The 16,833-nt window shown below is 62.9% G+C and carries 19 protein-coding genes; 8 read left to right on the plus strand and 11 right to left on the minus strand.

All coding sequences use genetic code 11. The features are described from left to right. The first annotated feature begins 75 nt into the window (after window positions 1-75). On the plus strand, window positions 76-2,415 hold the full coding sequence (locus EEQ99_RS10815; RefSeq protein ID WP_127430398.1) for a glucose/quinate/shikimate family membrane-bound PQQ-dependent dehydrogenase: 2,340 nt from the start codon (window positions 76-78) through the stop codon (window positions 2,413-2,415). A 282-nt stretch (window positions 2,416-2,697) separates the two neighbouring features. Here EEQ99_RS10815 and bla read toward each other — a convergent pair whose 3' ends face one another. The 3 genes from bla to dmeR all read right to left on the minus strand — a co-directional run bounded on the left by bla (window position 2,698) and on the right by dmeR (window position 5,053). After that, window positions 2,698-3,618 (minus strand): class A beta-lactamase, encoded by a 921-nt coding sequence (gene bla / locus EEQ99_RS10820; RefSeq protein ID WP_097623232.1) that lies wholly within the window; start codon window positions 3,616-3,618, stop codon window positions 2,698-2,700. Window positions 3,619-3,725: 107 nt separating this feature from the next. After that, window positions 3,726-4,757, minus strand: coding sequence for a CDF family Co(II)/Ni(II) efflux transporter DmeF (dmeF, locus tag EEQ99_RS10825; RefSeq protein ID WP_127430399.1), 1,032 nt, complete (start codon window positions 4,755-4,757; stop codon window positions 3,726-3,728). Between the two features lie 23 nt (window positions 4,758-4,780). Further along, the gene (dmeR, locus tag EEQ99_RS10830; RefSeq protein ID WP_127430400.1) at window positions 4,781-5,053 is read right to left on the minus strand and encodes a Ni(II)/Co(II)-sensing transcriptional repressor DmeR; all 273 of its coding nucleotides are present in this window, start codon (window positions 5,051-5,053) and stop codon (window positions 4,781-4,783) included. Between the two features lie 356 nt (window positions 5,054-5,409). Between dmeR and EEQ99_RS10835 the strand changes: the two genes are divergently transcribed. Together EEQ99_RS10835 and EEQ99_RS10840 are read left to right on the plus strand one after the other, a co-directional pair. Further along, window positions 5,410-5,904 (plus strand): GNAT family N-acetyltransferase, encoded by a 495-nt coding sequence (locus EEQ99_RS10835; protein ID WP_025570147.1) that lies wholly within the window; start codon window positions 5,410-5,412, stop codon window positions 5,902-5,904. A 188-nt stretch (window positions 5,905-6,092) separates the two neighbouring features. Further along, window positions 6,093-6,722, plus strand: coding sequence for a glutathione S-transferase family protein (locus EEQ99_RS10840; RefSeq protein ID WP_025570145.1), 630 nt, complete (start codon window positions 6,093-6,095; stop codon window positions 6,720-6,722). A gap of 73 nt (window positions 6,723-6,795) precedes the next feature. Here the strand turns inward: EEQ99_RS10840 and EEQ99_RS10845 are convergent, their stop codons facing one another. The 4 genes from EEQ99_RS10845 to EEQ99_RS10860 form a co-directional block, all read right to left on the minus strand. Beyond that, complete coding sequence (locus tag EEQ99_RS10845; protein WP_047614263.1) at window positions 6,796-7,035, minus strand: hypothetical protein; 240 nt, start codon at window positions 7,033-7,035, stop codon at window positions 6,796-6,798. 134 nt (window positions 7,036-7,169) lie between these two features. Next, window positions 7,170-8,084, minus strand: a complete 915-nt coding sequence (locus EEQ99_RS10850) for a cytochrome c (protein ID WP_127430401.1) — start codon at window positions 8,082-8,084, stop codon at window positions 7,170-7,172. Window positions 8,085-8,219: 135 nt separating this feature from the next. Next, the gene (locus EEQ99_RS10855) at window positions 8,220-8,660 is read right to left on the minus strand and encodes a c-type cytochrome (RefSeq protein WP_025570139.1); all 441 of its coding nucleotides are present in this window, start codon (window positions 8,658-8,660) and stop codon (window positions 8,220-8,222) included. A 131-nt stretch (window positions 8,661-8,791) separates the two neighbouring features. Then, window positions 8,792-9,427 carry a LysE family translocator gene (locus EEQ99_RS10860; protein WP_127430402.1) on the minus strand — a complete coding sequence of 212 codons (636 nt, stop codon included), beginning with the start codon at window positions 9,425-9,427 and terminating at the stop codon, window positions 8,792-8,794. Window positions 9,428-9,557: 130 nt separating this feature from the next. Here EEQ99_RS10860 and EEQ99_RS10865 point away from each other — a divergent pair, with 130 nt between their 5' ends. Beyond that, window positions 9,558-10,250, plus strand: coding sequence for a helix-turn-helix transcriptional regulator (locus EEQ99_RS10865; RefSeq protein WP_025570135.1), 693 nt, complete (start codon window positions 9,558-9,560; stop codon window positions 10,248-10,250). A gap of 183 nt (window positions 10,251-10,433) precedes the next feature. On the opposite strand, the gene EEQ99_RS10870 is transcribed toward EEQ99_RS10865, so the two are convergent. Continuing rightward, window positions 10,434-11,279: a metallophosphoesterase gene (locus tag EEQ99_RS10870; RefSeq protein WP_127430403.1), complete on the minus strand. Its 846-nt coding sequence runs from the start codon at window positions 11,277-11,279 to the stop codon at window positions 10,434-10,436. Between the two features lie 138 nt (window positions 11,280-11,417). Then, a complete protein-coding gene (locus EEQ99_RS10875; RefSeq protein ID WP_008528928.1) occupies window positions 11,418-12,020 on the minus strand; it encodes a superoxide dismutase in 603 nt (200 codons plus the stop codon). Window positions 12,021-12,232: 212 nt separating this feature from the next. On the opposite strand from EEQ99_RS10875, the gene EEQ99_RS10880 reads away from it, so the two are divergent. From EEQ99_RS10880 to EEQ99_RS10890, 3 genes are all read left to right on the plus strand, one after another. Then, complete coding sequence (locus EEQ99_RS10880) at window positions 12,233-12,559, plus strand: hypothetical protein (protein ID WP_127430404.1); 327 nt, start codon at window positions 12,233-12,235, stop codon at window positions 12,557-12,559. A gap of 208 nt (window positions 12,560-12,767) precedes the next feature. Further along, complete coding sequence (locus tag EEQ99_RS10885; protein ID WP_127430405.1) at window positions 12,768-13,421, plus strand: class I SAM-dependent methyltransferase; 654 nt, start codon at window positions 12,768-12,770, stop codon at window positions 13,419-13,421. A 78-nt stretch (window positions 13,422-13,499) separates the two neighbouring features. Further along, a complete protein-coding gene (locus EEQ99_RS10890) occupies window positions 13,500-14,231 on the plus strand; it encodes a sulfite exporter TauE/SafE family protein (protein WP_025570126.1) in 732 nt (243 codons plus the stop codon). Window positions 14,232-14,237: 6 nt separating this feature from the next. On the opposite strand, the gene EEQ99_RS10895 is transcribed toward EEQ99_RS10890, so the two are convergent. After that, a complete protein-coding gene (locus tag EEQ99_RS10895) occupies window positions 14,238-14,582 on the minus strand; it encodes a nuclear transport factor 2 family protein (protein WP_025570125.1) in 345 nt (114 codons plus the stop codon). Between the two features lie 331 nt (window positions 14,583-14,913). On the opposite strand from EEQ99_RS10895, the gene EEQ99_RS10900 reads away from it, so the two are divergent. Next, the gene (locus EEQ99_RS10900; RefSeq protein WP_127430602.1) at window positions 14,914-16,149 is read left to right on the plus strand and encodes an MFS transporter; all 1,236 of its coding nucleotides are present in this window, start codon (window positions 14,914-14,916) and stop codon (window positions 16,147-16,149) included. Here the strand turns inward: EEQ99_RS10900 and EEQ99_RS10905 are convergent. After that, a complete protein-coding gene (locus EEQ99_RS10905) occupies window positions 16,146-16,760 on the minus strand; it encodes a TetR/AcrR family transcriptional regulator (RefSeq protein WP_097595741.1) in 615 nt (204 codons plus the stop codon). The genes EEQ99_RS10900 and EEQ99_RS10905 overlap by 4 nt on opposite strands. Between the last annotated feature and the right edge of the window lie 73 nt (window positions 16,761-16,833).

Below are 16,833 nucleotides of genomic sequence, written 5' to 3' on the forward strand. Positions count from 1 at the left end.
GCGCTATCTGGCTGATCGGCGGGACTTTTCCGCCGATCCCTCACCCCGGCGAACCTCAGCGGGAGATACAGCCTTATGGCGATCGTCATCACCTCCATCTTCTTCATCATCATCGGGCTGGCCCTCGGCGGCGGCGGGCTGTGGCTCGTCACGCTCGGCGGCAGCGTGTTCTATCTGTTCGCCGGGCTGATGTTCCTGATCACCGCCGGGCTGCTGCTGATGCGCAAGGCGGTGGCGCTCTGGGTCTATGCGGTGCTTGTTGTCACCGCGCTCGGCTGGGCGGTGTGGGAGGTCGGCTTCGACTGGTGGCAGTTGGGGCCGCGCGGCGGCATGATCATCCTGCTCGGGCTCTGGCTGCTGACGCCCTGGATCCGCCGGCCGCTCGGCCTGCGCAGCCCGACCGGCTTCACTTACGGCGCCAATCCCTGGCCGCTCGCCATACCCGTCATCCTCGCCATTCTCGTCGCCCTCTATTCGATGACCACAGATCCGCACGATCTTGCCGGCGATCTGCCGACCGACAAGGTCGCCGCCAGCCCCGCCTTCGGCGGCAGCGTGCCGGACGGCGAATGGCATCAATACGGCCGCACGCCCTTCGGCCAGCGCTATTCGCCGCTCGACCAGATCACCGCCGAAAACGTCTCCACCCTTAAGGAGGTGTGGCGATACCAGACCGGCGACGTCAAGCGGCCGGAGGATGTCGGCGAGACGACCTATCAGGTAACGCCGCTCAAGGTGAAGGACACGCTCTATCTCTGCACGCCGCATAATTGGGCGATCGCGCTCGACGCCAAGACCGGCAAGGAGAAATGGAAGTACGACGCCAACTCCGGCATGAACCCCGACCGGCAGCATCAGACTTGCCGCGGCGTCACCTATTATGCCGATCCCGCCGTTGCCGCCGGCCAGCCCTGCGCCGAGCGCGTCTACCTGCCGACATCCGACGCGCGGCTGATCGCGCTCGATGCGGCGGACGGGAAGATCTGCACCAGCTTTGCCGATCAGGGCGTGCTGCATCTGGAAGCCGGTATGCGCTACAACCCGGCCGGCTATTATTATTCCACCTCGCCGCCGGTCGCGGTGGCGGGCAAGATCATCATCGGCGGGGCGGTCAACGACAACTACTCCACCCAGGAGCAGTCCGGCGTCATCCGCGCCTTCGACATCAATACCGGCGCGCTCATCTGGAACTGGGATTCCGGCAATCCCGACGTGACGACGCCGCTCGCCAACGGGCAGACCTATACCACCAATTCGCCGAACAGCTGGTCGGTCTTCAGCGTCGACGAGGCGCTCGGCATGGTCTACCTCCCGCTCGGCAACCAGGTGCCTGATCAGCTCGGTATCAACCGCAGCGACAATGTCGAGAAATTCTCCTCATCGATCGTCGCGCTCGATATCGCCACCGGCCAGCTGCGCTGGGTGCGCCAGACCGTGCATCACGACCTCTGGGACATGGACGTGCCGGCACAGCCCGTTCTGATCGATCTGACGAAGCAGGACGGCACGACCGTTCCCGCCCTCGTCGGCCCGACCAAGCAGGGCGATATCTATGTGCTCGACCGGCGGACCGGCGAGCCGATCATTCCGGTCAAGGAAATCCCGGCGCCGGGCGGCGCCGTGGCCGGCGATCATACCTCGCCGACCCAGCCGATCTCCGATCTCACCTTCTCGCCCGAGCCGCTTCAGGAAAAGGACATGTGGGGCGTGTCGCTGTTCGACCAGCTCGCCTGCCGCATCGACTTCCACCGTTATCGCTACGAGGGCCGCTACACCCCGCCTTCGCTCAAAGGCACGATCGTCTATCCCGGCAATTTCGGCACCTTCAACTGGGGCTCGGTGGCGGTGGATCCGGAGCGGCAGATCATGTTCGGCATGCCGACCTATCTCGCCTTCACCTCGCGCCTGGTGCCGGCGGCCGACATTCCGCCGAGGGGCCAGGACGAGAAGGGCAGCGAACAGGGACTCAACCGCAATGACGGCGCGCCCTACGGCGTCTTCATGGGTCCCTTCCTCGGACTGCTCAAAATCCCCTGCCAGGCGCCGCCCTGGGGCTATGTCGCCGGCGTCGACCTGCACACAGGCAAGATCGCCTATATGCACAAGAACGGCACCGTGCATGACATGACGCCGCTGCCCCTGCCCTTCAAGGTGGGCGTGCCGGGCATCGGCGGGCCGATGCTGACCAAGGGCGGCGTCGCCTTCCTCGGGGCTGCGGTCGACAACTATCTGCGCGCTTACGACGTGACGAGTGGGCGGCAGCTCTGGCAGGGACGGCTTCCCGCCGGCGGCCAGGCGACGCCGATGACCTATATGGCTGATGACAACAAACAATATGTCGTCATGGTCGCCGGCGGCCACGGCTCGGTCGGCACGAAGCCCGGCGACTACGTGATCGCCTATACGCTGCCTTGATGGCCCAAGGCTCTTCGGTTCGCGCCCATGGCAGCCCCTCACTGCCTGTGGCTTGCCCCTCACCCTAACCTTACCGGGGTCGAGCCCCTCGTCTCGACCCGTCCTTCGGACCCCCGCTCGCGGGGAGAAGGGACGTGCCAAACGCGGCCTCGAGGTTGAGGAAGGCGGCGCGGCATGGTCTCTTCGCCCCGTTTACGGGGAGAGGATGCCGGCAAGCGGATGAGGGGCTGGTTTCAGGATTTCATACAACTCGCGGGAAACCCGCGTCAGCTTTCTCCCGATTCACACCATCTCGACGATCATGCGGCCGACTTCGGCGAAGACCGGGTTGAGTTCCGTCACCGGTGCGGTCGCCTCGGCGATATAGACGGCGGCGACGATCGGGCCGCGATCCGGGGGCCAGATGACGGCGATATCGCCGAGAGTGCCGTTCGGGCCGGTGCCGGTCTTGTCACCGACCTTCCAATCCTGGGGCAGGCCGGCCCGCAGCCGTTCCTTGCCTGTGGTGCTGGCCACCAGCCAGGCGATCAGCCGGTCGCAGGAAGCCTCGGCAAGCACCGAGCCGAGCGTCAGGTTGCCGAGCGTGTCGAGCATCGCCTCCGGGGTCGTCGTGTCGCGCGGATCGCCCTTTTTGCCCTCGTTCAGCGTCGGTTCGGTGCGGTCGAGACGCGTGGCGCCATCGCCGATCGAGCGCAGCCAATCGGTCAGTCCTGCCGGCCCGCCAAAACTTTCGAGCAGCAGGTTGCCGGCGGTATTGTCGCTGACGGTCACCGCCGCCTCGCAGAGTTCAGCAACGGTCATGCCGTCGGTGCCCGCATGTTTTTCGCTGAGCGGCGAATAGTCGACGAGTTTGTCCTTGCCATAAGTCACCCGCCGGTCGAGCTTCTCCTCGCCCTTGTCGACACGGGCCAGCACGAAACCTGCTGCCAGCGCCTTGAAGGTGCTGCACATCGGAAAGGCTTCGCTGCCGCGATAGCCGAAGGAGATGCTCGTTTCAGTGTCGAGCACCGAAACGCCGAGACGGCCGCCGGTGCGTTTTTCGAGCGCAGCAAGGCGGTGCTGGATGTCGTCGTCGCCCTTCTCGGTATTCTCCTCCTTGGTCCCCTCCTCGGCATTGGCGGGAAGCACCAGCGCGGGCAGGCCCATCGCAGGCAGGCAAAGGGCCGAGCCGAGCAGCATGCGGCGGGTCAAACTGAGATCCATGAAATCCTCCGGCGGGTGGGAGGACAGAGCTAAGGAGCGATTGCGGCGACTTGTCGTCAACGCGGCGACTTCTTCGCCCGCCGAGCGACCTCTATCGTCCGCGCTGGTCACGCGGCGCGGGTGACCTCGACCGTCACATGCGACAATTCCGTCAGCGCCGAAAGCCTGCCCTTGTAGAAGGCCGGATCGCGCGGCTGCGAGGTGAGGACGGCGACGATTGCCGCATGATGGCCGGGGCCGACCTGCCAGACATGCAGATCGGTGATCCGGTCGTCCTCGGTCTCGATGGCGCCGCGGATTTCGGTCGGCAGCGTCTCGCCTTCGGGGACGACGTCGAGAAGGACGCCGCCCGAGGATTTCATCAGGCTCCAGGACCAGTTGGCGATGACCAACCCGCCGACGATGCCCATGATGGGATCGAGCCAGAGCCAGCCGTAAAGGCTGCCGAGCGTCAGCGCCGCGATGGCGAGCACCGAGGTCAGGGCATCGGCGATCACATGCAGATAGGCGGCGCGGATATTGTTGTCGCCGGTCTTTGCGGTGTGGGCGTGGTCGCCATGTCCATGGCGCCCGTGATCGCCATGTCCGTGGTGGCCGTGAGCGTGATGATGGTGGCCATGGTGCGCATGCTGGCCATGCCCGTGCATATGATGGCCATGCGCGGCATGGCCGCCGCCGGCGAGCAGCCAGGCGCTGGCGAGGTTGACAGCAAGGCCGATGACCGCAACGGCAATCGCCTGGGCAAAACCGATCGGCACGGGGTTAGAAAGGCGCAGCAGGCTTTCGTAGGCCATCAGCAGGGCAATCAGGGCAAGGACGATGGCGCTGGCAAAGCCGGCGAGATCGCCGAGCTTGCCGGTGCCGAAGGTGAAGCGCGGATTGCGCGCCTGCCGACGGGCGAAGAGATAGGCGAGCGCCGAAATCAGCAGCGCACTGGCATGGGTCGACATGTGCCAGCCGTCGGCAACAAGGGCCATGGAGCCGTAGACGGTGCCGGCGGCGATTTCCGCCACCATCATCACCGCCGTCAGCGCGATCACCAGCCAGATGCGCCGCTCATTGCGCGTGTGATCGGCGCCGAGGAAGACATGGTCGTGTTCCAGGGCGTCCATTCCAGCCTTGTCGATTCCGGCACGCATTACAGGCTCCTTCTTCACGGCATTCAGCGAATATAGATTCTCAAGACTTCCGATATTTCCTCGACCGCCTCGGTCCTCGCCGCATCATTGGCGGCATTCAGCACATGTTCGCGCAAGTGGTCGTCGAGCACCTCGCCGGTCAACCCGGTCAGCGCGCCACGGATCGAGGCAAGCAGTTGCAGAATTTCGCCGCAAGGGCGCTCAGCCTCGAGCGCACGCTCGACCGCCTCCATCTGCCCTTTCAGGCGGCTGATGCGGGCGACGAGCTTCTTTTTCTGCAGGGTGGTGTGGGACATGGTGGGTTCTCATATAGCATAGGGGGGTATAGTATCAAGCGGAAAGCCAGGGCTCAATGCCGATGATGTCGTTCAGCACCGCTCCTTCTCGCGACATTCGATGCGATCATGGCCGCGCGAGCCCCTCACAGCATTTTCTAATGAAAGCGAATACGCGGCTTAATCCGCCATTGACAAAGGCCGCGTTTCCGACGATCTATGGCCCATGATCAAAAACGCGCACCAGAGCCGCTCGTATTTTTGGCTGTACCTGTAAAGGGCGGCCGGACAAGATCATATTGTCAACAAGCCGCCGTCAGGCGGCTTTGTTGTATCGGCAGCGTCCTGACGGCAGAATATCAAAGGACGCGAAGACCATGACCGAAATCGAAGACAGCGAAATTTCACTGATGCGCCCATCGGTGGTAACGATCCGCGCCGCCAAGCCGCGCGACCTGCCCGAGCTCAACGAGATGATCGCCCTGCTCGCCGCCCATCATGGCGATGCGGCTGCGACAACGCCGGAGCAACTGGAGCGCGACCTCTTCGGTCCGCTGCCCTGGATCCATGCGCTCGTGGCCGAGACCGCCGAAGGGCTGATCGGATACGCCATTCTGGTGCCGCTCTACAGGGCGCAGGAAGGCAAGCGCGGCATGGACCTGCACCATCTGTTCGTGCGCGACGGCCATCGCGGTCACGGCACCGGCCAGTTGCTCGTCGACCGGGCGCGCGAAACCGCCCGCAAAGCCGGCTGCGGCTACCTCTCCGTCAGTGCTGCGACCGGAAACGTGCTGGCGCACCGCTTCTACGAACAGCTGGATTTCACCCCGCGTCCGGTAACCGGCATGCGCTACATGCAGTCGATCGCCTGAAGCGCGTCGGGCATGGTGCGAGCGGTGTTGCGATAACGGGATGCATTAACAAAAAGCCCTAAAGCGCGACGAACGAATCTGAAAGATTGCGACGCGCTTCAAGGCTGGCAGGCACGAGGCGCCCGCCGGGTTTATGCAGGAACCGGTTTCAGCCTACCGACAATTATCGAATTGCATGAGGAGCTTTCATGCCAGATTTCAAGCTACATTGCTTTGCTCTCTCGGGGAACTGTTACAAGGTCGCGCTCTTCTTCGCACTTGCCGGCATCGAGTGGGAGAGCACTTTCGTTGACTATCTGGGCGGCGAAACGCGCACCGAAGAATGGCGAAAGACCATAAACGAGCAGGGCGAAGCCCCTGTGCTCGAACATGGGCAAACGAAGATCAGCCAATCGGGGATCATCCTTGACTATTTGTCGGAGGTGACTGGGCACTTCGGGGCGCAGACAGCCGAAGAACGACGAGACATCATGCGTTGGATTCTTTTCGATAACCACAAATTCACGAGCTATTACGCGACGTTGAGGTTCATGTATGGCCTGCAGAAGTGCGGCGAGACGCCAGTCGTCGAGTTTTTAAGACTGAGGGCTAAAGCTGCCTACGCAATCGTCGACGAACATCTGGCGCGTCGGGCCTTCGTGGTCGGCGACCGGCTGACGATCGCAGACCTCTCTTTGGCGGGCTACGTCTTCATGCCGGAGGAAACCGGGATCGATCACAGCGCCTTTCCGGCTATCGCAGCCTGGAAAGATCGGATCAGAAACATGGCTGGCTGGCGCCATCCCTATGATCTCATGCCGGGTCCCACCTCCCTGTAGACAGAGCATCGGATCCTCCGAAGGCGCCAAGCAACCAAGTGAACGCGCGAAAGCCCTCGCCCGGTTGGCACCGTTATTTCCATTGGGTCCCGTCAGCGGCGGCGCAGCCGTATGGCGGCAGGGAACCGGCAAAGGTGATTTTCAGCTTGGCGCAGCCCCAGCTGTTGATCGGGCCGGGCATGGCATTGTTGAGCGTGATGCCGATTTCATCATAGGGGCTGTCGGTGTTGGTGATATAGCGATACCAGCGGAAACCGGTGAAAATCACGACCGCAAGTGCGATCGTCAGCAGCAGGCGAAGCAATCTTTTCATGATATGTCCTTGAAATACAAACGTCGCCGTTTAACACCGACATATCGAAGCGGAAAGCGCTGCCGCCGCCGGGCAAAGCGATATCCCGTAGAAAGATATTATCAACTGCAGGCCGCAGTGACTTCGCCCCACCACTAACGCCCCGGCACGGCCTTCAGATAGGCGGCGATTGCCTCACGGTCGGCGGCCGGGAGATGGGCGATGTTCTGCTGCACATCGACCATCGAGCCGCCGACGGAATCGAAATCGGGCGTGAAGCCGGTTTCGAGATAGCTGGCGATATCGGCCTCGCTCCAGCCGCCGATGCTCTTGGAAGCCGGCGTGATATCGGGTATGCGGCCCTTGCCTTCCGGATTGGGAGCGCCGGCAAGCCATTGATCCGCCGTAAAGCCGCCGAGCGCATCGCGCGGCGTATGGCATTCGCCGCAATGACCGGGACCTTCGACGAGATATTGCCCGCGCTTGATCTTGTCGTCGCCCTTTGCCAGCGCCACGCGCGGCTGGTCGTTGAAATAGAGGAATTTCCAGCCGCCGAGCGCAAGCCGGATATTGAAGGGGAACGGCAGCTCATGCGGCGGCGCGACGTTTGCGCTCTTCGGCAGGGTTTTCAGGAAGGCGTAGATATCGTTGACGTCCTTGTCGCTCATCCGGGAATAGGAGGCATAGGGAAAGGATGGGTAGAGATGCTGACCGCCCGGGCCGACGCCGCGCTTCATGGCATTGCCGAACTCGGCAAGCGTCCAGCCGCCGATACCGGCCTTTTCATCGGGTGAGATGTTCGGCACGTGGAAGGTTCCGAAAGGGCTCTTCAGCGCCAGGCCGCCTGACAGTGTCAGCTTGGCATCACCTTCGGAACCGGGTGCGGCATGACAGCTGACGCAGCCGCCCGCCCAGAAGACCATCTCACCGTTTGCCGTATCAGGCGCGCCGAGATTGGCCCAATGGCTTTCCGGCAGCGGATCGGGTGCGGTGACGAGATAGAAGGCGCCTCCGCCGAGGACGGCGACGCCGATCAGACAGAGCAATAACCGGATGAACCTGCGGACCATGCGCCGCCTCCCCTTTTGCCGAGATTTCCGCGTCGATCGATCCCCCGATCGATCTGCGCAGGCGGAGAATAAGGCGATCCGCGCCGGCGACAAGGCCGGCGCGGATCCTGTATCCAGATGAAAATGGCCTATCGCTCACTTGCTGAGGCGATAGGCCTTGTGACAGCCGCCGCAATTGGCGCCGAGCGTGTTCATCGTGGCGCCGACGGCCGCAGGATCGGCCGGAAGCTGAGCCAGCGCGGTTTCAGCGTCGCTGGAGAGCTTGGCGGCGCGCGCCTTGAAGTCGTCCATGTTTTCCCAGATTTTCGGGCTCGCGCCTTCGTCATTCGTGTCCGTGCCCGGCTTGAACTGGTCGGGGAAGACCTTGGCAGTTGCGGCGATCGTCGTCAGCGCCGCCTTCACTGCCTCGGCGTCATAGGGCTTGGTGCCCTTGGCGATGGCTGCCAAGGCCCCCGCCGAACCGCCGATCTGCTTCATCAACGCAACGCGCGAATCATGAGTGCCGTCGGCGGCGGTCACCGAACCGGCGGCCATGCCGGCCATCGCCAGGGCCGCAGCTACTGCTTTCCAATTCATATTCCTCTCCATTTCTCCTCGGCCAGGGTGGCCGAAGGCCAATCTGCACCGGGAGCATGCCAAAATCCATGCGTCCGGGCAGTCACGTTTTGCCGGATCATCATAAAAACAATGTGATAGGCCGCAGCGGCTCAAGCGCTTTTCCACCCCTGCCAGAGGCTGAAGGCGGAGACCGCAACCAGCAGCAGTCCGGCGAAGCGGCCGACAAAGGCCGTGACGTCAGGGTTGGCGACGAGCAGGCCGCGGCTGCGGCCGGCCGTCATCGCCAGTGTGCCGTAGATGGCGAACTGGGTGACGACAGTCATGACGCCCATGATCAGCCCCTGTATCCAGAGCGGACCATATTCCGGTCTCAGGAACTGCGGGTAGACGGCAAACATGAAGATATAGGCCTTCGGGTTGACCAAACAGGTGACGGCCCCCTGGCGGAAGGCGCGCCAGCCGGAGCGCGCCGTTCCCGGCCCGACCGCCTCGACGGTGATCGAGCTGCGGATCAGCGAAATCCCGATCCAGATCATGTAGGCCACGCCGGCAAAGAGCAGCACGTTGAAAAGCTGGGGCAGCATGGTGACGAGCACGCCGACGCCGGCCGCGCCATAGGCCGAATGTACCGCACCCCCGGCCATGATGCCGCCGGTTGCCGCCAGCCCACGCTTGACGCCGCCGGTCAGCGAATTGGCGAGCACGAAGAGCATGTCCATGCCCGGCACGATGATGATGCCGAACAGAAGGGTGAAGAAAAGCCAGAGGTTTTCATGGTAGTTCATGTCAGTTACCGCCTTGAATTTCTGCGGGCCGTTTTCAAAGACCCTGATTGATTTCAATCTGATAGGCGGCTCTATACGGGAACCCAACTGACAGTGTACTGTCAGGAGCGTGGCGGATGGGAGAGGTTAAATGCGCAAGGCCTCGCGGCTTTTCGAGATCATTCAGATCCTCCGGCTGGCAAGAAAGCCGATAACGGCGGCTGACATGGCCGAGACGCTCGAAGTGACCGCGCGCTCGATCTATCGCGACATCGCCGCACTCCAGGCGATGCGGGTGCCGATCGAAGGCGGGCGCGGCATCGGCTACATCATGCGACCGGGCTTCGACCTGCCGCCCTTAATGTTCTCGATCGAGGAGATGGAGGCGATCGTGCTGTCGCTGGCGCTGCTCGACCGGACGGCGGACGAGGAGCTGAAACAGGCGGCGCGCCGGGTCAACCGGAAGATTTCAGGCGCGGTGCCCGCCCCGCTGCGCCAGGCGATGGACAACAAGGCGCTCTATGCCTGGGGTTCCATCGCGCAGCCGGCGGGCTTGGACCTGGCGATCGTGCGCCGGGCGATCCGCGACGAACGCAAGCTGATGCTCGGTTACCGCGACGAACTCGGTCGCGCCAGCGAAAGGACGATCCGGCCGGTCGCGCTGATCTATTATTCGCAGACCGCCAATATCGTCGCCTGGTGCGAACTGCGCCAGGCGATCCGCAATTTCCGCAGTGACCGGGTGGAGCACTGCGAGGAGGCCGATGGCTTCTTCAAGGGTGAAGGCGATGGGCTGCGGGAATTGTGGACCAGCGGCTGGACGGAGAAGGCTGTGCCTGCCTGAGGCGCGGCGGTTGAGGTACGAGCAGGCGTCGGTGTCACCTAACATTCCGGCCATGAGGTTGGCGAGACCAGCCCCTCATCCGCCTGCCGGCACCTCTGCCTGGATCGAGCCACGTGTCTCGACCCCGGTAAGGTTATAGGGTGAGGGGCAGCTGCTCGCGTGAATCAAACAGTAGCGAGCAACCTAATAAGCCAGCGCGCGGCTCTCTTCCCGGCCGAAGCCGCGGATTTCGATGCGGTCGGGATGGACCTCGACGATCGCGAAAGCGTTTTTGGTCTCGGTGTCGACCACGCCCTTGAAATTGACGAAGTGGCAGGCGCCGGCCATGCCGTAATTGCCGACATGGTCGTGGCCGTTGAGATAGGCAATGACATTGCTGCGTGAGGCGAGCAGCGCGACGATGCGTTCGCTGTCCCACATGTCATGCTCGCTCGGCGGATGCACCGGATAGTGATTCATGACGATTACCTTCTCGCCGGCCGCGGCCGCTTTTGCGATTTCATCGCCGAGCCAGGCAAACTGCTCGTCGCTCAGCGCGGCATTCCAGCGATGGGCATTCGCCGCGCCCTTGGCCTGCAGCTCCGCCAGCATCTCGGCGGCCAACGCGCGATGAGGATGGCCTTCGGGCGGCGCGAAGATACTGACCTCGTTGCCGTCGAGCACGATGAAGCGCCAGCCGTGGCGCAAGAAGCTGTAGTAGGGCGACGGCATGCCGAGACGCGCGGCAACTTCGGAGAGATGCCCCGCCGAAACCGAGAAATCATGATTGCCGAGCAGGAAGAGCGCCTCATGCCGGAGCTTCCGATAGACCGGTAGGATATCGTCGAAGCTTGAAAAGCTGCGGTCGATGACATCGCCGAGCGTCATGACGAAGCTCAGTTCCTCACCGTTGAATGTCTCGATCGCCTCGGCGACCTTGGCGAGGCTGTTGGCATAGTGGCGATCCATGGCCACATGCGGCGCGATCGCCGCATATTGCGGATCGGCGATGATGCCGAAGCGGAACAGGGGAGAATCGGAAGACGACATGGGGGCGTGATTAGGAGCGGTCGGTGACAGGGATGTGACGGCTTTGTGTGAAAACAAAACACCCGGCGCCTGAGACGCCGGGTGCTGAATTCTAAGAGGCGGGCGACATCGCCACCATGGCGGCGAGTCCGGTGCCGCTTACTTCGTGGCTTCTTCGTAGCGTTCCAGGACGTAGTCCCAGTTGATCAGGCTATCGACGAAGGCTTCGAGATATTTCGGGCGGGCGTTGCGATAGTCGATGTAGTAGGAATGCTCCCAGACGTCGACGCCGAGGATCGGGGTGGCGCCGTGAACCAGCGGATTTTCGCCGTTCGGGGTCTTGGAGATCTCGAGCTTGCCGTTCTTGACGGAAACCCAGGCCCAGCCGGAGCCGAACTGGGTGGCGCCGGCATTGGCGAAATCGGCCTTGAACTTGTCGTAGCCGCCGAGATCGGAGGTGAAGGCCGCTTCGAGCTTGCCCGGCAGCTTGTTGCCGCCGCCGCCCTTCTTCATCCACTTCCAGAAATGGATGTGGTTGTAGTGCTGGGCCGCGTTGTTGAAGAGGCCGGCATTGGTGCCGAAAGACTTCTTGACGACGTCTTCGAGCGAGAGATCCGAAAGACCGGCTTCGGCGGCGAGCTTGTTGCCGTTGTCGACATAGGCCTTGTGGTGCTTGTCGTGGTGGAACTCCAGCGTTTCCTTCGACATGAAGGGAGCAAGCGCTTCGTAATCATAGGGAAGTTCAGGCAATTCGAAAGCCATGTCAGATCTCCTCTTGGCAATAGATTGCGTCATCGGCAGGTGTGGCGGAACATAGGAGGGGAAAGGGGGAGAGGCAACCGGCGAAATATCAAAAAACGACCGGCCGGAGGAAAATTTGCCTCAGTTACGGGGCTTTAGTCGCGCGGGCAAATCGCCCGGGTTGCGCGCCGCGAAAACCGCTTCGCCTGTGACGGAGATCAACGGAGACCGATATGAACAGGAATATAATCCAGCTTCTCGCTGCCGCCGTGCTACTTTCGCTCCCAGCTGCGGCGCATGCCTCCTCCGACGATGCCTGGAAGCAGCTTGCTGCCGACGTCGAAGCCAAATGCAAGAAGGCAGCGGTCACGATCGAAAAGCCCAGCGCCGCTGTCGATCCCTTCGGCAGCTCGCATTACGGGCTCGCCCTGGTGACGGGCAAACCGAAGGGTGCCAAGGGGCTGATTGCCCAGATCTGCGTCTACGACAAGCAGAAGAAGACCGTCGAGATCGGCAGCGAGCTAGATGCCAAACAGCTCGGGCTGATGCCGGCAAAATAGTCTGCTGCGGGTGATCCACCATGGCAATTTGTGACCTGCGTCACATTCCTGGGGAACCGAAGCCTACCCTTGGGAGTTGAAAGGCTGGGCTTTCGAGCGGATCAGCTTTTTCATGGAAGCGCGCAACCGCTCCAAATCTTTTGTTTTAAGCAATTCCGAACGCAAAACCGCTGTGCACTTTTGCTGGACTTGCTGGGGAGGTGTCGGCATGTCAGAGCTTCGAAACCGGGCGGACGATCAGCAGAAAATCTATCAGCGCTGGGCGCCGGTCTATGACCGGGTCTATCGCGGCATCCTGCGCGATGGCCACCGCAAGCTGGCGGCGCTGGCCGCCGCGGCCGGCACCGATATTCTGGAGATCGGCGTCGGCACCGGCCTGACGCTCGGGCACTACCCGCGCCGCTGCCGGGTGACCGGCATCGACATTTCCGAACATATGATCGCGCGGGCGCGCGAAAAGGCGAAACGCGAAAACCTGCAGCATGTGCAGGCGCTCGATGTGATGGATGCGCATGCGCTGAGCTATGCCGACCGGTCTTTCGATGCGGTCTGCCTGCCTTTCGTCATCACGCTCATCCCCGAGCCCGAACGTGCGCTTGACGAATGCGCAAGGGTGCTGCGGCCGGGCGGCGAGATCATCCTTGCCAGCAAGCTTGGCGACGGCGCCGGCCTGCAGGGCGCGATCGAGACGGCGGTGGCGCCGCTGGTGCGTCATATCGGCTGGTCCTCTGCCTTCCGTATCCACCGCATCATCGCCTGGGCCGAGCGCCGCGGCGATTTTGACGCTGCCGAAATCCTGCCGGTCTTTCCGAACGGCTTCTTCAAGATCATCCGGCTGAAGCAGCGCGAACCTATCGCCTGAGAGGATTGGCCGCCTGAGACCGGAACTTTTTTCCCCGCGTCGTTTGTTCTGATACTACCGTTCGCCTGAGGGGACCGCATGACATCGGATTTTTTCTTCTTCATCGTCGTGGGCTTCTGCGCGCAGGTCGTCGATGGCGCGCTCGGCATGGCCTTCGGCGTGCTGTCGACGACGAGCCTTCTCGCCTTCGGGGTACCGGTGGCCAATGCCAGCGCGATGACGCATGTGGCGGAAATGTTCACGACCGCCGCCTCGGGCCTCTCACATGCCTATCATCGCAATGTCGACTGGCGCCTGGTGGCGCGGCTCGCCCCGGCCGGCATGCTCGGCGGTGCGATGGGGGCCTATCTGCTTGCCAATGTCGACGGCAAGGCGATCGAGCCTTTCGTGTCGGCCTATCTGATCGTGATCGGGCTGGTGATTCTCTACAAAGCCTTCCGGCCGCCGCCGAAGCGGGATGTTCGCGACTGGATCGTGCCGCCGGTCGGGCTTTTCGGTGGCCTGCTCGATGCGATCGGCGGCGGCGGATGGGGGCCGATCGTCACCAGTTCGCTCGTCAGCCGCGGCCATGACCTGAAGCGGGTGATCGGCTCGACCAACTTCACCGAATTCGCAGTGACGCTGACGATTTCCCTGACCTTCGTCCTGACGCTCGGCTGGTCGGAGCTCGATTCGGCGATCGGCCTGATCATCGGCGGTGTCATCGCTGCCCCCTTCGGCGCGATCCTGGTCAAGAGGCTGCCGGTGCGGCCGTTGATGGTGGCTGTCTCGATGATCATCATCGGCACGTCGGCGATGCGGATCCTGTAAAAGGGGTTACAGATTCCGGCCGAAATAGACATCCACGGAGGCGATCTTGTCGCCGCGGAAGCGAAAGCTCTCGATGTTACGGAAGCTGCCACCGTCCAATTTTTCGGCGCGGTAGCGGACAACCGCCTCGTCGCCGTCAATCGCCAGGAATTCGATGTGAAAGTCGCGGAAGACCGGCTCCTTCGGCCAGCAGCGCTCGAAATACGTCGCTCGGTCGATGTGGTCGTCGCGCGGACTGGAGAAGGTGAAATCCTCCGTCAAGATGGCGCCGACCATATCCTTGCGGTCGTCGAGATAGGCGGCGTAGAGATGGCGGACGGTCTGTTCTCGGGATGTGCGCATGTCGCTCATGGCAATCTCCTCGGCGTGACTGATTGCATCATGCAATCAGTCACGCTCTAACACTTTTGCCGGAACGGGTCCAGCTTACGGCGATAATTTCCCAAAGACAGGCCACCGATGCGCAAACGCCGTCTTGAAGGACGGGCGACAAGGCGGTTATATCAGCGCGTGCCCGCCCTGGAACGACGAGCGCATGCTCCGCCAGGCCCGTGCGCTCGACCTCGAAAAGCTCGATCTCAGGACAGTTTTACCCGCGTCGATCTCCTCGCCGCGGCAAGGGGTACATCGTTTCATCGGGCGGGCGGAACTTCGCCGTGCGATCAATGCCGAGGCCGAAAGAATGACCGATACACAATTGGAAGCTGCCAGCGCCAGGCCGGGCTCGATCTACTGGAAGCGCAACCTGGTGATCTCGCTGATCGGCTCCTTCACCACGATCGTGGCGATGACGCTGCTGCTTCCCTTTCTGCCGCTCTATGTCGAGGAACTCGGTGTCAGCGACCATGCGGCGATCGTGCAATGGTCGGGCATCGCCTATGGCGCCACCTTCTTTGCCGCCGCCCTCGTCGCGCCGCTCTGGGGGCGGCTCGGCGATATCTATGGCCGCAAGCTGATGCTGGTGCGCGCCAGTCTCGGCATGACGGTGGCGATCGCGCTGATGGGCATGGCCGGCAATGTCTGGCAGTTGGTGGCGCTGCGCCTCTTCGTCGGGCTTGCCGGCGGGTACTCCTCCGGCTCTATGGTGCTGGTGGCGACGCAGACGCCGAAGGACCGTTCGGCCTGGGCGCTCGGCGTGCTCTCCTCCGGCATCATGGCCGGCAATCTCGTCGGGCCGCTGCTCGGCGGGGCGCTGCCGCCGATCATCAGCATCCGCGGCACGTTTCTCGCCGCCGGCGGCATGATCTTCCTCGCCTTTCTCGCCACGGCCCTGCTGATCAAGGAGGAGAAATCGCCGGCCCGCAAGCAGGCCGCCAAGGCCAGCGGCGGCTGGAAATCCATTGCCGACAAGCGGCCTGTCGTCGCCATGCTGGCAACCGGCATGCTGTTGATGTTTGCCAATATGTCGATCGAGCCGATCATCACCGTCTATGTCGCGCAGCTGGTGGCCGTAGAAGCCCAGGTGACGATCGTATCGGGCGTCGTCATGTCGGCCGCCGCCCTCGGCAGCATTCTCTCGGCCTCGTGGCTCGGCAAGCTTGCAGACAGGATCGGCCATTGGCCGGTGATTTCAGGCGCCCTCGCCGTCGCCGGGCTGCTGTTGATCCCACAGGCCTTCGTCACCAGCTCCTGGCAGCTGATCATCCTGCGTTTTCTGATGGGCGCAGCACTTGGCGGGCTTCTGCCCTGCATCGCCGCCGTCATCCGCCACAGCGTGCCGGACAGTGCGGCCGGCAGCATTCTCGGGCTTTCCATCTCCTCGCAATATGTCGGCCAGGTCGCCGGTCCCATCCTTGGCGGCTTCGTCGGCGGCCATATCGGCATGCGGGCGGTTTTCCTCGGCACCTCCGTGCTGCTTGTCGCCGGCGCTGCCTATGCCTGGGTAGCGCGGCCGCGGGATCGGCAGACATCCGGCTAAGGCGCGCTCCCGCAGATCATCTCGACGCCTGACCGGGCGATCGCTTCCAGCGTCTCGCGGCTGTCGCCGGCGCGGGCGCGGACGGCGAGCGAATGCATGACGGCGGAGGCGAGCCTTGCAAGCATCTGCGGATCGGCGCTTCGGGGAAGCTCGCCCCTTTCCACGGCAAGGCGCATGCGCTTTTCGATCTCGTCGTCGAAATCGTTGAGGCTGCGGCCGAGCACTTCGCGGACCCGCTCATGCTGGACCGCTTCGGCCGATGCCGTGCCGATCAGCAGGCAGCCGCGGGCGGCGGTTTCACCGTGCAGATAGATCGCCAGCGCACCCGCATAGACGCGGGCGATATTGTCGCGAAGCGGCAGTGACGGGTCGAGCGCCTCAATCAGCACGTCCATGCCGTCCTGCCGATACCCCTCCAGCGTATCGAGATAGAGATCCTCCTTGTCACCGAAGGCGCCGTAGAGGCTCGGGCGGTTGAGGTTGGTCGCAGCGCTCAGATTGTCGAGCGAGGCGGCGGCAAAACCCCTGTCCCAGAACACATCCCGCGCCTTGCCAAGCGCCGCCTTGGGGTCGAAGCCCCTCGGGCGGCCGCGCTTCTTCTCGTCCTTCATATTTTGTACCGTTTCGCATTAAATTCTTGACGAAGTTTATTTTATGCGAAACAGTACAAATGTTCAACGCTAT

The sequence above is a fragment of the Rhizobium anhuiense genome (genome assembly GCF_003985145.1).
Taxonomy (GTDB): domain Bacteria; phylum Pseudomonadota; class Alphaproteobacteria; order Rhizobiales; family Rhizobiaceae; genus Rhizobium; species Rhizobium anhuiense.

What these genes read in the sequence shown, in the direction of transcription:
- EEQ99_RS10815 (WP_127430398.1), top strand. Translation starts at nt 76, where the DNA reads ATGGCGATCGTCATCACCTCCATCTTCTTCATCATCATCGGGCTGGCC.
- bla (WP_097623232.1), bottom strand. Translation starts at nt 3,618, where the DNA reads ATGGATCTCAGTTTGACCCGCCGCATGCTGCTCGGCTCGGCCCTTTGC.
- dmeF (WP_127430399.1), bottom strand. Translation starts at nt 4,757, where the DNA reads ATGCGTGCCGGAATCGACAAGGCTGGAATGGACGCCCTGGAACACGAC.
- dmeR (WP_127430400.1), bottom strand. Translation starts at nt 5,053, where the DNA reads ATGTCCCACACCACCCTGCAGAAAAAGAAGCTCGTCGCCCGCATCAGC.
- EEQ99_RS10835 (WP_025570147.1), top strand. Translation starts at nt 5,410, where the DNA reads ATGACCGAAATCGAAGACAGCGAAATTTCACTGATGCGCCCATCGGTG.
- EEQ99_RS10840 (WP_025570145.1), top strand. Translation starts at nt 6,093, where the DNA reads ATGCCAGATTTCAAGCTACATTGCTTTGCTCTCTCGGGGAACTGTTAC.
- EEQ99_RS10845 (WP_047614263.1), bottom strand. Translation starts at nt 7,035, where the DNA reads ATGAAAAGATTGCTTCGCCTGCTGCTGACGATCGCACTTGCGGTCGTG.
- EEQ99_RS10850 (WP_127430401.1), bottom strand. Translation starts at nt 8,084, where the DNA reads ATGGTCCGCAGGTTCATCCGGTTATTGCTCTGTCTGATCGGCGTCGCC.
- EEQ99_RS10855 (WP_025570139.1), bottom strand. Translation starts at nt 8,660, where the DNA reads ATGAATTGGAAAGCAGTAGCTGCGGCCCTGGCGATGGCCGGCATGGCC.
- EEQ99_RS10860 (WP_127430402.1), bottom strand. Translation starts at nt 9,427, where the DNA reads ATGAACTACCATGAAAACCTCTGGCTTTTCTTCACCCTTCTGTTCGGC.
- EEQ99_RS10865 (WP_025570135.1), top strand. Translation starts at nt 9,558, where the DNA reads ATGCGCAAGGCCTCGCGGCTTTTCGAGATCATTCAGATCCTCCGGCTG.
- EEQ99_RS10870 (WP_127430403.1), bottom strand. Translation starts at nt 11,279, where the DNA reads ATGTCGTCTTCCGATTCTCCCCTGTTCCGCTTCGGCATCATCGCCGAT.
- EEQ99_RS10875 (WP_008528928.1), bottom strand. Translation starts at nt 12,020, where the DNA reads ATGGCTTTCGAATTGCCTGAACTTCCCTATGATTACGAAGCGCTTGCT.
- EEQ99_RS10880 (WP_127430404.1), top strand. Translation starts at nt 12,233, where the DNA reads ATGAACAGGAATATAATCCAGCTTCTCGCTGCCGCCGTGCTACTTTCG.
- EEQ99_RS10885 (WP_127430405.1), top strand. Translation starts at nt 12,768, where the DNA reads ATGTCAGAGCTTCGAAACCGGGCGGACGATCAGCAGAAAATCTATCAG.
- EEQ99_RS10890 (WP_025570126.1), top strand. Translation starts at nt 13,500, where the DNA reads ATGACATCGGATTTTTTCTTCTTCATCGTCGTGGGCTTCTGCGCGCAG.
- EEQ99_RS10895 (WP_025570125.1), bottom strand. Translation starts at nt 14,582, where the DNA reads ATGAGCGACATGCGCACATCCCGAGAACAGACCGTCCGCCATCTCTAC.
- EEQ99_RS10900 (WP_127430602.1), top strand. Translation starts at nt 14,914, where the DNA reads ATGACCGATACACAATTGGAAGCTGCCAGCGCCAGGCCGGGCTCGATC.
- EEQ99_RS10905 (WP_097595741.1), bottom strand. Translation starts at nt 16,760, where the DNA reads ATGAAGGACGAGAAGAAGCGCGGCCGCCCGAGGGGCTTCGACCCCAAG.